The organism is Pseudomonas sp. (genome assembly GCF_030683065.1).
Lineage (GTDB): Bacteria > Pseudomonadota > Gammaproteobacteria > Pseudomonadales > Pseudomonadaceae > Aquipseudomonas.
This window is the reverse complement of sequence record NZ_JAUXMX010000041.1, coordinates 1-15,229: the sequence shown is the minus strand read 5'-3', so window position 1 is coordinate 15,229 and position 15,229 is coordinate 1. Positions and strand designations below refer to the sequence as shown.

General features: G+C 60.7%; 12 protein-coding genes. 3 read left to right on the top strand and 9 right to left on the bottom strand.

The genetic code is table 11. From position 1 onward, the window contains the following. Nucleotides 1-140 precede the first annotated feature (140 nt). The 4 genes from Q8K09_RS13700 to putA all read right to left on the bottom strand — a co-directional run bounded on the left by Q8K09_RS13700 (nt 141) and on the right by putA (nt 6,094). Complete coding sequence (locus Q8K09_RS13700) at nt 141-362, bottom strand: VF530 family protein (protein WP_305255525.1); 222 nt, start codon at nt 360-362, stop codon at nt 141-143. 253 nt (nt 363-615) lie between these two features. Next, entirely contained in the window at nt 616-906 is a 291-nt protein-coding gene (locus tag Q8K09_RS13695; RefSeq protein WP_305255524.1) for a GYD domain-containing protein, read from the bottom strand. Between the two features lie 371 nt (nt 907-1,277). Beyond that, on the bottom strand, nt 1,278-2,762 hold the full coding sequence (gene putP / locus Q8K09_RS13690; protein WP_305255523.1) for a sodium/proline symporter PutP: 1,485 nt from the start codon (nt 2,760-2,762) through the stop codon (nt 1,278-1,280). A 152-nt stretch (nt 2,763-2,914) separates the two neighbouring features. Then, nucleotides 2,915-6,094 (bottom strand): bifunctional proline dehydrogenase/L-glutamate gamma-semialdehyde dehydrogenase PutA, encoded by a 3,180-nt coding sequence (putA, locus tag Q8K09_RS13685; RefSeq protein WP_305255522.1) that lies wholly within the window; start codon nt 6,092-6,094, stop codon nt 2,915-2,917. Nucleotides 6,095-6,624: 530 nt separating this feature from the next. Between putA and Q8K09_RS13680 the strand changes: the two genes are divergently transcribed. From Q8K09_RS13680 to Q8K09_RS13670, 3 genes are read left to right on the top strand one after another with little or no spacing between them, the layout of a single operon-like run. Then, nucleotides 6,625-7,758: a methyl-accepting chemotaxis protein gene (locus Q8K09_RS13680; protein ID WP_305255521.1), complete on the top strand. Its 1,134-nt coding sequence runs from the start codon at nt 6,625-6,627 to the stop codon at nt 7,756-7,758. Nucleotides 7,759-7,763: 5 nt separating this feature from the next. Further along, a complete protein-coding gene (locus tag Q8K09_RS13675) occupies nt 7,764-8,606 on the top strand; it encodes a nitrate- and nitrite sensing domain-containing protein (protein ID WP_305255520.1) in 843 nt (280 codons plus the stop codon). A gap of 9 nt (nt 8,607-8,615) precedes the next feature. Then, nucleotides 8,616-9,893, top strand: a complete 1,278-nt coding sequence (locus Q8K09_RS13670; RefSeq protein WP_305255519.1) for an EAL domain-containing protein — start codon at nt 8,616-8,618, stop codon at nt 9,891-9,893. 255 nt (nt 9,894-10,148) lie between these two features. Here Q8K09_RS13670 and gdhA read toward each other — a convergent pair whose 3' ends face one another. The 5 genes from gdhA to Q8K09_RS13645 form a co-directional block, all read right to left on the bottom strand. Beyond that, nucleotides 10,149-11,489, bottom strand: a complete 1,341-nt coding sequence (gdhA, locus tag Q8K09_RS13665; RefSeq protein WP_304869097.1) for an NADP-specific glutamate dehydrogenase — start codon at nt 11,487-11,489, stop codon at nt 10,149-10,151. Nucleotides 11,490-11,719: 230 nt separating this feature from the next. Beyond that, nucleotides 11,720-12,139 carry a group 1 truncated hemoglobin gene (locus tag Q8K09_RS13660; protein ID WP_304869099.1) on the bottom strand — a complete coding sequence of 140 codons (420 nt, stop codon included), beginning with the start codon at nt 12,137-12,139 and terminating at the stop codon, nt 11,720-11,722. 2 nt (nt 12,140-12,141) lie between these two features. Continuing rightward, nucleotides 12,142-13,002 carry a DUF3034 family protein gene (locus tag Q8K09_RS13655; RefSeq protein WP_305255575.1) on the bottom strand — a complete coding sequence of 287 codons (861 nt, stop codon included), beginning with the start codon at nt 13,000-13,002 and terminating at the stop codon, nt 12,142-12,144. A 209-nt stretch (nt 13,003-13,211) separates the two neighbouring features. Beyond that, entirely contained in the window at nt 13,212-13,463 is a 252-nt protein-coding gene (locus tag Q8K09_RS13650; RefSeq protein WP_304869101.1) for a TIGR03643 family protein, read from the bottom strand. Nucleotides 13,464-13,564: 101 nt separating this feature from the next. After that, entirely contained in the window at nt 13,565-14,839 is a 1,275-nt protein-coding gene (locus Q8K09_RS13645) for a DUF2254 domain-containing protein (RefSeq protein WP_305255516.1), read from the bottom strand. Between the last annotated feature and the right edge of the window lie 390 nt (nt 14,840-15,229).

The following is a 15,229-nucleotide window of genomic DNA, read 5'->3' as shown; positions in this document are numbered from 1 at the left end:
TATGGAACTGGGCGTCCCGGCCGCTCCTACGGTAGGCGGTGTTCTTGTGGGAGGGGCTTTAGCCGCGAATATGTTTGATGGGCTTGCAGCACTTAGCGGCTATGGAACTGGGCGTCCCGGCATGCAGTCTGTTGCGCGGCTCAGCCCTTTTTCTGCAGGCGGATATATAGCGCCTCGACCTTCTCCCGCGCCCAAGGGGTCTTGCGCAGGAAGGTCAGGCTGGACTTGATGCTTGGATCGCTCTTGAAGCAGCGGATATCGATGCGCTCCGCCAGGCCATCCCAGCCCAGCTTGGCCACCAGGTCATTGAGGATGGCTTCCAGGGTGACGCCATGCAGCGGGTCTTTCGGCGATTGAGTCATGTAGAACCTGTGTCGACAGCGTGGCGCGGCGCACCGGCTGACAGGCTCGGGCGCGCGTGGGCGCACATTCTGACCTGACTGCCCGGCCAGCTCCAGCGCAAAAGCGCCGCCATGAACGAAGTGCAGCCATATTGCGGGAAACTCGGCGAGCAATGACGCCCCGACAAAAAACGGCCCATCACCAGGGGGATGGGCCGCTACAACACCAGCGAATCGACTGCAGCTGCGGCAAAACGTGCAGGCCGGGTTGGCGCTAATGCATGTTGCCGATGATCTTGCGCATCTCTTGCTCCGAAAAGCCGCGCAGTGTCTGGGTGCGCGTATTGCCGAGCGAGCCTACTTTGAGCAGCAGAGAGGTGGCGGCCTCCTCGTCGCCCTCGACGATCAGCACCAGGTCGTAGCTGCCGACGGTCCAATAGACCGCCTTGACCTCAATGCCCAGCGTTTCTCCCAGCGCCTTGAATGCCTGGAAGCGATCCGGTGAGTCCTTGACCTCCCGGATACCCTTATCGGTGAAGTTAACCAGCGAAATGAAGGTTGCCATGATTACACCCCTTGTCAGGGTTGTTGAATGGCGGTCACAGAGCTGGCCACGACTACCTGGAAGAGGGCCGCCATTCTTCCAAATCCGTGGGTCCGAGCATCGATTAGTTGAACCTGTCACTTGCGTATAACTGCACCAACCGAAGCCTCTGCTCTGCTTCGGCAGTGCGTCTTGTCAGGAATAGCAGGCCACTGCAGCACCCGCACGACCATTGATCCACTCAGGCAAAAAAAAACCGGCCCTACACAACAAGGTGTGGGCCGGCAAAGCACTATCGGGTCGTCGTGGAGCCCGAGCAGGGCATCAGCATAGAAATCCTTACTCGGGCGCCCCGCCTGCAGACGACCGGCTGCAGGCGGGGATGAAACGCATCAGGCCAGCTTGCGCTCGACCTCGTCGAACTGGGCTTGCAGAGCAGCTTCCGGTTCTTTGGTCAGCAGGCTGACCACGATGATGGCGATGGTCGCCAGGATGAAACCGGGGATGATTTCGTACAGGTCGAAAATCCCGCCGGACAGTTGCTTCCAGACCACCACGGTCACGCTGCCCAGCACGATGCCAGCCAACGCGCCATTGCGGTTCATGCGCTTCCAGTACAGCGACAGCAGGATGGCCGGGCCGAAGGCGGCGCCGAAGCCAGCCCAGGCGTAGGAAACCAGGCCCAGTACGGTGTTGTCGGGGTTCAATGCCAGCACCAACGCGATGAGGGCAATCAGCACCACTGCGCCACGACCGATCCATACCAGTTCAGCATCGCCAGCATCTTTCTTCAGGATCGCTTTGTAGAAGTCTTCAGCCAGAGCCGAGGAGCTGACCAGCAGTTGTGAGTCGGCGGTGGACATGATCGCAGCCAGCACGGCAGCCATCAGGATACCGGCCACTACCGGGTGGAACAGGCTGTTTACCAGAACCATGAACACGGTTTCGGCATCGCCCAGGTCAGTTTCCAGGTAGCCAACGCCAATCCAGCCGATGGCCAGCGCGGCAACCAGGGTCAGGGCAGTCCAGCTCACGGCAATGCGACGGGCAGTCGGCATGTCCTTGTCATTGGCGATTGCCTTGAAGCGCGCCAGGATATGCGGCTGACCGAAGTAACCCAAACCCCAACCGAGCAGCGAGAGAATCGCGATGATACCCAGCGGCTCACCCTTGGCATCGTTGAAGAAGGTCAGCAGCTCCGGGTTTTTCGCCTGAATGGCCATGTGGGCGGCGTCGATACCACCCACTGCATTGAGGGCGAAGACTGGCACCAGCACCAGCGCAGCCGCCATAAGCAACCCTTGCACCACGTCGGTCCAGGCCACGGCGAGGAAGCCGCCGAACAGGGTGTAGGACACCACTGCCAGGGTGCCAACGATCACCGCGATCTTGTAGTCGAGACCGAACACGGTTTCGAACAGCTTGCCGGACGCCACCAAGCCGGAGCTGGTGTAGAACAGGAAGAACGCCAGGATGATCAACGCCGACACCACACGCAGAGCGCGGGATTTGTCGTTGAAGCGATTCTCGAAGTAGGACGGCATGGTCACCGAGTCATTGGCCGTGTGCGAGTAAATGCGCAGACGCTGAGCAACGAACAACCAGTTCAGCCAGGTACCGGCCAACAAGCCGCCAGCGATCCAGGTGGCTTCAAAACCAGCTGCCAGGGCATAACCCGGCAGACCCAGCAGCAGCCAGCCGCTCATATCGGAAGCACCCGCCGACAGCGCCGCGGTGGTCGGACCGATGGAACGGCCGCCAAGGATATAGTCGGACAAATTGCTGGTGCGCTTATAGGCCACCAGGCCCAACCACAACATCAATGCCAGGTAGACCACGAAGGTCACCCCTACAACAAAAACGTTCTGCTCGTTCATCTTGTTGTTCTCTTATTGGCACGGCTTGGGCCGTGACTCTAGTTTTTTAAAACAGTCGCCATAGGCGACCGCAGCGTGAAACCACAGAGCAGGTGCACGCACGAACCTGCTCCGGGGCGGGACAGGCCTTGTGAGCCTGCCCCTGAAAGGCCTTAGTCCTCGTTGATTAGCGACAGCAGCGACGCATTGCCGCCCACCGCCGTGGTGTTGACCGACGTGGTGCGCTCGTTGACGAAGCGCAACAGGTAGCTCGGGCCACCGGCTTTCGGGCCGGTACCGGACAGGCCGCAGCCGCCGAAGGGTTGCACACCGACCACAGCGCCGATCTGGTTGCGGTTGACGTAGAGGTTGCCGACGCGCGCCAAGGCTTCGATGCGCGCGGCGGTTTCTTCGTTACGGGTATGCACGCCGAGGGTCAAGCCATAGCCAGTGCCGTTGATCGCAGCGACCACCTGCTCCAGCTCGCTGGCCTGGAAGCGCACGATGTGCAGGATGGGGCCGAAGTTTTCTTTCTGCAGTTCGGCGATGCCGCTGATCTCGAACGCTACCGGGGCAACGAAGTGACCGTCCAGACCTGCTGGCAGCGGCGTTTCGGCAATCAGCTTGCCTTCGCTCTTGAGCTGGGCAATGTGCGCCTGCAGGCCTTCGCGGGCCTCGGCATCGATCACCGGGCCGACGTCGCTTTCGCGCAGATGGGTCGGGCCGACTTTCAGTTCGGCCATGGCGCCCTTGAGCAGGTCGAGCACGCGCTCGGCAATATCAGCTTGCACATAGAGCACGCGCAGGGCTGAGCAACGCTGACCAGCGCTGGTGAAGGCTGACTGCACGGCGTCCTTGACCACTTGTTCCGGCAGCGCCGTGGAGTCGACGATCATTGCGTTCTGCCCGCCGGTCTCGGCGATCAGCGCAGCAATCGGACCGGCTTTCTCGGCGAGCTGACGGTTGATGATCCGCGCGGTGTCGGTGGAGCCGGTGAAGCACACGCCAGCAACCCGCGCATCGCGGCAGAACACGCCGCCCAGGGTCGCGCCGTCGCCTGGCAGGAAGGCGATCACATCCACCGGCAAGCCGGCTTCAAACATCAGTTCCAGGGCACGGGCAGCGATCAGACTGGTCTGCTCGGCCGGCTTGGCCAGCACGCAGTTACCCGCCACCAGGGCCGCGGCGATCTGGCCCAGGTAGATGGCCAAGGGGAAGTTCCACGGGCTGACGCAGACGAAGATGCCGCGACCTTCATGGAACAACTCATTGCGCTCGCCGGTCGGGCCTTTCAGCTCTTCACGGCCCAGACGCAGGCGCGCCTGCTGGGCGTAGTAACGGCAGAAATCAACCGCTTCGCGCACTTCGTCGATACCGTCCTGCATCGACTTGCCGGCTTCTACGGTGCACAGCGCCATCAGCTCGGCGCGGTTGCTCTCCAGCAGGTCGGCCAGACGCTCGAAGATACTCGCGCGGCTGTCGATGGGCGTGGCATTCCAGCGCGGCCAGGCAGCACTCAACCCGTCCAGCGCCTGAGCTGCCTGGGCAGCGGTGGCGAACTGTGCAGTACCAACCACCTTGCTCAGCTCATAGGGGCAATGCACTTCCTGCACGGCGCCAGGCAGCAACTGCCCGTTGATCACCGGTGCGGCGTGCCATTGACGAGCGAGGTGCGGCTGGTAGGCGAGCTCTAGCTCAGCCAGAGTGTGCTGGATGTTCATGTTGAGGCCTTGGGAGTTTTTCCGCGCGGCGCCGAACAGGGCAGGCGCAAGAGGGATTTTGTCATTGCCGAGGGTTTTGAACTTGCGCAGTTGCGTCACCGGGTGATCAAGAAGTGACTCGATCGGGGTACTTGGGTCGACCAACTGGTGAACGAACGAAGAATTCGCACCGTTCTCCAGCAAGCGACGCACCAGATACGGCAGCAAATCCTTGTGCGCGCCGACCGGGGCGTAGATGCGCACGTTCTTGCCATGCTTCTCCAGCACCGTGTCGTACAGCGCATCGCCCATGCCATGCAGGCGTTGAAACTCGAACTCGCGCGGCTGCTGATGTTCGGCGGCAATCGCCAGAATGCAGCTGACCGTGTGCGCGTTGTGGCTGGCGAACTGCGGGTAGATCACCCCACGGGTGAACTCGGACAACAGGTAGCGGGCGCAGGCCAGGTAGGACGTATCGGTGCCTTCCTTGCGGGTAAACACCGGGTAGCCGTCCAGGCCCTGGACCTGGGACTGCTTGATCTCGGTGTCCCAATAGGCACCCTTGACCAGGCGCAGCGGCATTTTCTCGCCGAGTTCCTTGCCCAGCAGGGTCAACCACACCAGCACCGGCAGGCAACGCTTGGAATACGCCTGCACCACCAGACCGAACTCGCCCCAGCCCTTCAGGGCCGGATCGCGCATCAGCTTTTCATACAGTTCAAGGGACAGTTCGAGGCGATCGGCCTCCTCCGCGTCCACCGAGATACCCACGTCCAGCTTGCGTGCACGCACCGCCAGTTCCAGCACATTGGCGAACAGCTCGGTGAGCACGCGCTCACGCTGGGCCACTTCGTAACGCGGGTGCAGGGCAGACAGCTTGATCGAGATCGACGGCTTCGGTCCCGGGCCAACTTGCGGCTCGGCACCGACCGTGTCGATGGCCTTGCGGTAGTCGGCCATGTACTTCTCGGCATCGGCCTGGGTAAGCGCCGCCTCGCCAAGCATGTCGAAAGAATAGGTGTAGCCCTTTTCGCGCTCCGGGCGACCGTTTTTCAGGGCCTCGGCGATGTTGCGACCAAGCACGAACTGCTTGCCCATCATCTTCATCGCCTGGTTCATCGCCGCGCGAATCACCGGTTCACCGGAGCGTTTGATCAGCTTGCCGAGGACATTCTTCGGCCGGCCGTCGGCGGTTTGCGGATCGACCACCTTGCCCGTCATCACCAGCCCCCAGGCGGCGAAATTGACCAGCACACTGTCACTCTTGCCGAGGTGGCGTTCCCACTCGGCAGCGCTCAGCTTGTCGCGGATCAATGCGTCAGCGGTAGCGGCGTCTGGTACACGCAGCAGAGCCTCGGCCAGGCACATGAGCATCAGCCCTTCCTGGGTGTCGAGGCTGTACTGACGAAGCAATGCGTCGAGGGTATCGACGGCGTTGTCCCGGCTACGTACGTCCTGAATCAGGGTACGGGCACCGCGGCTGATAACCTCAATGCCGGCCTCACCGGGATCGGCGAGCTGCAAGAGCTCAGTAAGATAGGCTGCCTCGTCAACGCTGTAATTGGCGCTGATGACAGGGAAAAAATCGGCGGCCTTGGCGGCAGAGATCCGGTTAAGGAACTCGTCCTGCAAGACGTGACTGGCTTTAAACATCACGCCCATCCTCTTGTGGAGACTGTTGTTGTAGGGACTGTTGATATTTGGTTTGGCAGGTCGCCATAACTAAGGCACTTGCCAACCACACACGGCAAACAGTGGGTAACGAAATTTAGTGGCATCGCCATGACAGCTTCTTGCTGAAAGCTCTGGAGTTTTTGCGAAAAACTCCAGATACGGGAACTAATGGCGAATTGGCGCCCCGCTGTAAGGTTAGCTGGCGCCTGCTGCTGGTGACGCATTTCAAGCACGTTTGCTGACGACACAGGCGTGCAGGCTCGCTCTATATAAGGCTACGCACGCCTGGCAGCTCGCGATCCGCGATGGGTCCCCGATCCTTCGCGCGTCCAGACGCAGCTGGCACCGCTTTTGCTTTGTATTTTTACCAAGTAATCGCATCAGCTGTTGCGAACAAATCACATCAGCAGGATTCGCTCCTGCAAGGCAAAGGCGCCTGAACCCACTGCAGATAGTTTGCAGCGGTTTCAGGCGTTTTTTTTGGGCACTCGGGTTGGAGATTCGGACACATGAAGTGGCTTACCTACCCTGCGTTCTTGCTCCTGCGCGAACTGGGCATCGTCGGCATGCTGCGCTCGCTGCTGGGGATTGCCCTGGCGGGCGGCGCAACCACCCTACTCGCTCCAGCACTGCCAATAGAGCCGCTCTGGGCGGTGCTGGCCTATCTGGCAATTGCCAGCCTGTGGCTGCTGCTGCAAGAGGTCGGGCAGTTGCAGCGCTACTGTGAAGACGCCGCCCAGCATGGCGCCCAAGGGCCTATCAGTACCACCGAGTGGCTGTTGCTGCAGCCGGTCAGCCGGGGTTTCCAGCAGTGGCTGAACCGCGAGCAGCGCCAGCAGCAGTTGCTGCAACAGCGCCTGGATGAAATATCCCACTCCTCGCAAGAACTCGAGCAAAGCGCCGCACTGGTGACCCGTAACGCCGAAGGGCAAAGCGAATCGGCCACTGTCGCGGCGGCCGCGGTGGAACAGCTGAATGTGAGCATTGTGCAAGTGGCGGCGCTGGCCGATGAGTCACGGCAGACCAGTATCGTGGCCAGCGAGCAATTGGCTGAAGGGATCGAACAACTCACCAATCTGGTGCGTCAGGTGTCCGAAATGGCGCAGCAGGCCATCAGCACCAACCAACTGATCCTCCAGCTGAACAGCAACTCGCGCACCATCAATGAAATGTCCGGCACCATCCGCGCAATTGCCGCGCAAACCAATTTGCTCGCCCTGAATGCGGCCATCGAAGCGGCCCGCGCGGGCGAGAGCGGCCGAGGCTTCGCCGTGGTGGCCGATGAAGTGCGCCGCCTGGCCTTGCACAGCCAGGAGTCCGCGGCAGAGATCGGGCGCAACAGCGAATCGGTGCAACAGCACATCAAGGACGCCACAGTGCAAGTGTCCAACTTGACCGACCTGGCGCACCGCAGCGCTGAGAGTTCGGTCGCCGTGCGCACCCTGCTCAATCAGGTGCAGCAGCGCACCCAGCAACTGACCGAGCAGGTCGACCAGGTGGCCGTCAGCACTGACCAACAGGGCAAGGCCGTTGCGGAAATCGCCGAGCTGGCCGACCGCGTCCGCCAGGGCAATGCCAACAACCTGCTGGCCGCCGATCAGGCGCGTACCATCGCCCACCATTTGGCTCACCTGACAGGATAATCAGCATGAATGGATTCCCCCTCCTGCTCGCCGCCGCTGCCACCCTGATCATGGCCAGCCTGCTGTTCTATAGCCTGCACCGCCGCCAGCAGCAGCAAAAACGCCAACATATCCAGCTCAACATCCAGCAACTGGCCTTGCTACGCGCGCTGATCGCAGGCTTGCAGCGCCATCGCGGCCTGAGCAATGGCGTGCTCTGTGGCGATGCCAGCCTGAGTCAGGATCTGGCCACCGCGCGCCAGGGCCTGGACCGGCATATCCACACCGCCCAAGCACTCGACAGCACGCACCGGGACGCCTGGCACAGCCTGATCGATCATTGGTCGCGCATGCGCGAAGGGCGCAGCAGCGACCAGGCGAACAACCTGGCGCAACACCACCTGATCATTCGCAACAGCATCTTTCTGATGGAGGATGTGGCCAGCGAGATCGACCTGAGCGAGGGTCGTGCCGAGCTGGGCTACCTGCCCTGCATCTGGCGCGAGGTAATCCAGGCGGCGGAATGGGCGGGCCAGGCGCGCGCCCTGGGCACCGGCATCGCGGCGGCCGGTCACAGCAGCGCCGAGCAGCGCGTGCGGATGCGCTTTCTCTATCAGAAGATCGAACTGCTCTCAGGCACAGCCTTTGCTACGTTAAAGCGCCATACCGCCGAGCACCCGGCTAACGGGTTTCACCTGCAACATGGCGCACAGGTGATGACGGACTTTCTAGACTGCATCCAACACGAATTACTCGGCCAGGAAAAACCGGTGATTGCCGCTAAGAGCTACTTCCAGCGTGCTACCCAAGCCATCGACGAACTGCTGGCATTGGTCGATGCCGCGCTGGCTCAGCTCCAACACCGCTAAGGGTTTCAGATGCTCAAGACCGCCCAGCCATCACGCGACGACCAACGAGCACTCACCTGCGTACCAGGCCCTTACGCGCTGGCGCAGCCAATGCCTGATGGCCGTTATCGGGGGCTGTCGCTGACCAGCCATTTCCAACCGATTTTCAGTATCGCCCACGGCCGGGCAGTGGGCTACGAAGGGCTGATTCGTGCACAGCATGCCGATGGCACGGCGCAATCACCTGCAGCCCTGCTGGCGATGCCGAGCAATGGCCGGGAGTGCCTGGCGCTGGACCGCACCTGCCGAAGCCTGCACGTGCACAACTTTGCCAAGCAAGATACGGGGCAAGCCTGGCTGTTCCTCAACTTGAACTCGCAGTACCTGGTCAGTGAGCAACCGGACATTGGTTTTACCCGCAACCTGCTGCAGGCAAGCGGCCTGTCGCCGCATCGGCTGGTGATCGAAATCATTGAAAGTGAAGTCAGTGATCAGGCCCAACTAAAGCGCTTCGTCAGCCATTTCCGGCAGCTGGGGTGCCTGATCGCCATCGATGACTTCGGTGCGGGCCACTCCAACTTCGACCGCATCTGGGACCTGGAGCCCGACATCGTCAAGATCGACCGCCGCCTGATCCAGGATGCCGGTAATTCGCGTCGGGTGGAGCGCATTCTCACCGGCATGGTCAGCTTGCTGCACGAGGCCGGCAGCCTGGTCGTTGTGGAGGGCGTAGAAAGCGAACACGAAGCCCTGGTGGCGATTGCAGCCAACGCCGACATGCTCCAGGGCTTCTATTTCGCCAGACCCCAGGCCCAGATTAATCCAGGCCAGAGTTTTGCCACTACCTTTGACAGCCTGCTGCGCGGCCAGCAGTGGCAAAGCGTCAAACGCAGCGCTGACTTGCGCCACTACGTACGTGAAATAGAGGCTTTATTTCAGCAGGCCGTGGCGAGCTTTGCCGCCAACCAGCAGTTTGAGCACAGCAGCAGCTTTCTCTTCAACGACCCGCGCACTGCGCGCTGCTACCTGCTTAATGAAGCGGGCTATCAGGTCTCGCGCAATGTCCACAGCCCACACGAGCAGCCGCAAATGAACGCGCGCTTTGCGCCCCTGCTGTGTGGCGACAACGCCAACTGGTCACACAAGCATTACCACTACCGGGCCCTGAAACAGCCAGGCGTCATACAGATCAGCCGCCCCTACCTGTCGATCGCCGATTCACGCATGTGCATCACCGTGTCGCAGACCATCAAAGTCGGCGGCACACTCTATGTCTTCTGCTGCGATCTGGACTGGCAGGAACAGTGACACCGCCCGGCGGCAAGTGAACAGCCTGCTTTTGTAGATCCTATGTTCATGCGGCATCGTAAGGTGGATGACGCTCTATCCATCCACCCATAGCGATGGTGGATGAAAAAGGCCTCAGCTGCGCGCCGCGCCCCACCCTAAACCGCTCTCGTGGCCTGGATGAAATCCGGGAAAACCTTACGCCTGAACGAACGCCCCCGGCCGCCCAACGCATGTGCGAGCACAGCAGGCGGCCGTTTTGCATAACCGCTCGGCTTACACCACGCCTTGCGCCAGCATGGCATCGGCAACTTTGACGAAGCCAGCGATGTTGGCGCCTTTGACGTAGTTGACGAAGCCGTTCGGCTCGGTGCCGTAGCCGATGCAGGCATGGTGGATCGACTGCATGATGCCGTGCAGACGCTCGTCGACCTCACCCGCCGTCCAGTGCAGGCGCATGGCGTTCTGGCTCATTTCCAGGCCACTGACCGCGACGCCGCCAGCGTTGGACGCCTTGCCCGGCGCGAAGAGAATACCGGCCTCGATGAACAGGTCAACCGCCTCCAGGGTCGAGGGCATGTTGGCGCCTTCGGCCACGCAAAAGCAGCCGTTCTTCAACAGGCTGCGAGCGTCCTCGGCGTTCAGTTCATTCTGCGTCGCACAGGGCAGCGCAACATCGCATGGCAGGTGCCACGGGCGCTGACCAACGATGAACTGCAGGCCGAACTGCTCGGCCATTTCGCTGAGCCGCCCGCGACGCAAGTTCTTCAATTCCATCAGGTGCTGCCACTGCTCCTCGCTGAGGCCAGCCTCTGCATACAAAGTGCCTTCGGAGTCGGACAGCGAAATCACCTTGCCGCCCAAATCCATCACCTTGCGCGCGGCGTACTGCGCCACGTTGCCGGAACCGGAGATAGCCACCCGCAGGTCATCGATGGTCTGGTTGCGACCCTTGAGCATTTGCTCGGCGAAATACACACAGCCGAAACCGGTGGCTTCCGGGCGGATCAGGCTGCCGCCATAGGCGATGCCCTTGCCGGTCAGCACCGACGTGAACTGGTTTGCCAGGCGTTTGTACTGGCCGTACATATAGCCAATCTCGCGAGCGCCTACACCGATATCACCTGCCGGCACGTCGAGGTCGGCACCGATGTGGCGGTACAGCTCGCTCATGAACGACTGGCAGAAGCGCATCACTTCGTTGTCGCTCTTGCCCTTGGGGTCGAAGTCCGAGCCGCCCTTGCCACCACCCATCGGCAGCGAGGTCAGCGAGTTCTTGAACACCTGCTCGAAGGCAAGAAACTTGAGCACGCCCAGGTTCACCGAAGGATGAAAACGCAGGCCGCCCTTGTACGGGCCGATGGCACTGCTCATCTGCACCCGATAGCCACGATTGACCTGCACCCGGCCCTGGTCGTCGACCCAAGGCACGCGGAACAGAATCGAGCGCTCTGGCTCGACCATACGCTCGACAATGCCGGCCTGCAGGTAACGCGGATTGGCTTCGAGAAACGGCCAAAGGCTGCGCAGCACTTCCTCCACCGCCTGGTGAAACTCGGGCTGGTCAGGATCGCGCTGCTTGAGGCGCGCAAGAAAATTCTCTACAGATTCGGTCATCGGGCAGCCCTCAAGTAAGCGTGTCACAGCACGGTTACGTACTTAAATTGGGCCGCACTCTAGCAGCAGACAACGCACTGCAATAGAGCAAAATGTCGCCTTTATGAATCTTTTAGGTGCAAAAGCATAAATAACACCTGCAGGGATGCACAAAAATCGGGGCTGAGCATGGGCATACCGAGGCTTGACCCTGCCCGTCGCCAAGCCTGCGCAGGCCTGCAGAGCGCCAGCTAACGCTCGATAACCTGCCCGCGCATCGGCGCCAGGCGCGCCAGCAAGCGGTTCTGCACGGGCGCTGCAATGCCTTCGGCAACCATCGCGTCCTGCAGGTTTTCGACCAGGGCATTGAAGTCGCTGGGCGTAAGGTTTTGGCCTTTATGACTGTCTTCCATGCTGTCGCCGGTGTAGGTACAGGGGCCGCCAGCCTCGACACAAACCTGCTCGACCAGCTTGTCACGCAGCCGCACGATATCGATGTTCTCGAAGTGGCGAACAATGCGCGGGTCACGCGCGATGTTGAGCAACATCCCTTCGACGATACGGGTAATGCCCGCCTGCTCGCCCAGAGCGCGGTACAGGCTGTCATCGGTTGGCGCGCGCTGGGCGCAGGCGGCCAGACTCAACGCCAGGACCAGCAGCAAAATACGCATACCTAGAAACTCCCCTGTAGCGACAGATAGGCACCGTTCTGGTTATCCAGAGTGGCGATCTCGCCGAGGCGCGCATAGGCCAGCACCAGCGCCAGGTTTTTGCTCGGGAAGTAACCGACAAACAGGTCGGCCCAATCACTCTCGCCCGCAAAGCTCAGGTTGTCCGGCTTCTCACGGTACTCGACGCCAACCGCCCAGTGACGGTCAAGCAGCACCGCAATCGAACCTTCCTTGAGCAGCGAGTGGCGGTCGCGGCGATCGCCGCCGAAGCCGAGCAAACCCAACTCATTGGCCCGGCTGTAACGCAGGCCACCGTTGAGCAACAGGTTATAGCCGAAGGCGCCACCAAGGATCAGCCGGCTGGCCGTGAGATAGCCTTCGCTGTCCTCGCTGCGCTGGGCACCGACCAGGCTGGGAATGAGGAAATCCTTCTGCCTTTTATGCTGGATACCGAGGGACACCTGGGGCAACTGCTCGTAGATCAAGTCCCCGAACAGCCGCACTTTCACCCCGAAGATATCCTGGCTCAGGCTGTTCTGCGGCAAACTCAGGTCGCGCGCCAGGGTGCCCAGGTCGAAGCGCTGGCGGGCATAAGACAACTCCACCCGGTTGTCGAACGACACCGCCCCCCCCGCAACATCCAGCCGGTAATCGGCCGTCTCCACCCGCGTAGCGAACACATCGCCGCCCCACTCGCCACGTTCGCCGTATCCCGCCAGTACCGCCCACGGAGTGATCCCGGCGCCTGCCGAACCCTCCAGACTGCTCGCCCCGCCCGTAGCCAACAGCCGTCCCTGACCGGCAACGGCCAGGCTGGCACACACGCTCAATAGCGCCACGCCAAGCAACTGCGAGCAGCGCATACGATCAAAAAATGGCGATAACAACGGCGGTGCCTCCCACGCAGATTAAACCGAATACGATTAGCGGTTGCGCACACACAGTGCACCACCTGACCACCCCAGTGCGGCCCGCTAAAATCTCATGACCTCAGCCTTGCAGAGCACGCACGGGAGCACATCGGAATCTGCCAATAGTCGCGCCCCGCCATTCAGCTTGAGCGCTTACCTGGTTACCGATGCTTATATTGTGTCGGGCAATAGCCGCGGCTAATGTCAGGGCTGCGCAACATCAAGTGCTTGGTGGTGCGTCCACTCACCCGTTTGCGCCACAACTTGAAGCTTGGCGACTTCAAGTAACTGCGCATCATCTTTATGACCGAGGACTCGTTCAAGCCAAACTGCAGTTCAATGGCTTCAAACGGCGTCCTGTCTTCCCACGCCATCTCTACCACTCTCGACTCATCTTCTTTTGACAGTGTCATCACTATTCATCCAGCGCTCGTTTAAACAGGGGACAGCGACCACGCGCCACCTCAACTCAAATGCAACCCCAGCTTACTCAGGCAGCATCCGGTTGCACAGCCTACTCACCACCGGCACTAAACCTCGCGGCGGCGCGAACAACCGCAAGGTCTTGCGGCATATCCAGCGCAATTTTGCAGCGTTGCAGCGCTAGCCGGCTGTGGTAATTGGCAGCATCTCGCGCAGTCTCATCACCGATGGCTGCCAGAGAACACAAGGCTTTCTGCAAGCGAACTGCAACCTCGACATGGCCAGCGCCGTCACGGGCAATCGCTGTAAACGCGTCATCAAACATATCCCGCAGCGAAATTTCGGCCACCTCCACCCGCTCGTACAACAACCCAGCGCCCGCCTGCACCGGTGCAGGCTCACACCACAGGTGCAGCAGGCGAACCAGCCTCCCGACGATATCGATGGCAGTGCCAGGATCATTGACTGCAGGTGACAAGGCCCGCCCGGCAATCTCCGACATCACAACCAGACCAAACCGTGGATCGTCGTCGAAACGACGTACGGTACCAATCTGGAACGACTCAATGACAGGCCCGAAGTCATAGTCACTGAGACTTTCAGCGCAATCACTCACATACACCAGTGGCCGCTCCGGGGTGACAAACGTTCCTGGCAACGCTGCCACCGTCAGCCGCGCATTGGCGGTGGCCGCCCAGGCCTGCAGCGCAGACATATTGATGTGTTGCAGGTAACCAATCTTCGCCGTAAACATCGGTAGCCCGTCCGGCTCAGCCCGCACGACCGCCCCGTAAAGGGTGGGTGCATCGCGGCGGCGCGCCAAGGCCTCGGCAGTCGCCCGCTCCACTTTGTCTATCGTTGATGCCATCCGTCCAAGACGGGCAATGCCATCGACCCAACGCACAAACGTCAAAATAACCATGCTGAACACGAGCGCGGTCATCACAAAAAGAACAAACAGCCCTGCCGTTTCGAAATAGCCATTCTTGACCGCAGTAAGAGCCACCACCGAAAAAATGAACGCCCCGACAAAAGCCGAAAGCGCGTTCTGGGAAGCGTCGTCCGCAATGATCAGCGTGAATGCCCTGGGCGTCGCCGTGCTGCTGGCCGCAGCATAAGCGGAGACCATCGACGCCACCGAAAAAGTGGCAATAACCAGCATGCTGGCGGACATGATGGACAGCAACGTCTCGATGGAATCCGATGTAATCGGGACGAATGGGCCCAATCCTGTGCTATCGAAAATACTTGCGGTAAAGACAGCGCCAATTGACAGAAGGCAAACAGCCAATGGCCGCACCCATAGCCGCTCACGAATTTGAGCGCTCAACTGCCTGAGGCGATCCAACGAAACCATAGCGTTCATCCTGATTTTCCATGCACGGCATAAAGGTTAAGCGAACAGACGAGCAAAAGCGTAGCGCTTGCGACCCCAGCGCGCGAGATGAGCAGGGGCGAAAAACCAGCGCAAAAGCATCGTCTGAGCGCCGAATCACCGTAAACCAGCTCCGACAGATTCCGCGCGTTGGCTAGCAACAGCTCACGGGTACATGGCCATGAACAAGGCTATGTACCCGTTATGTGTTGCATGCAGCAATACCCTGTAGGAGCCAGCTTGCTGGCGATGCTGTTGCATGGGCTTGCTGGCCCGGATCGCCAGCAAGCTGGCTCCTACAGACGCGTCTGCCTTTTTACTGGTCATCTCTCCTGAGGTGCTGTCAGCGCAAGTCGTGCAACATGCAACTGGTACATAGCC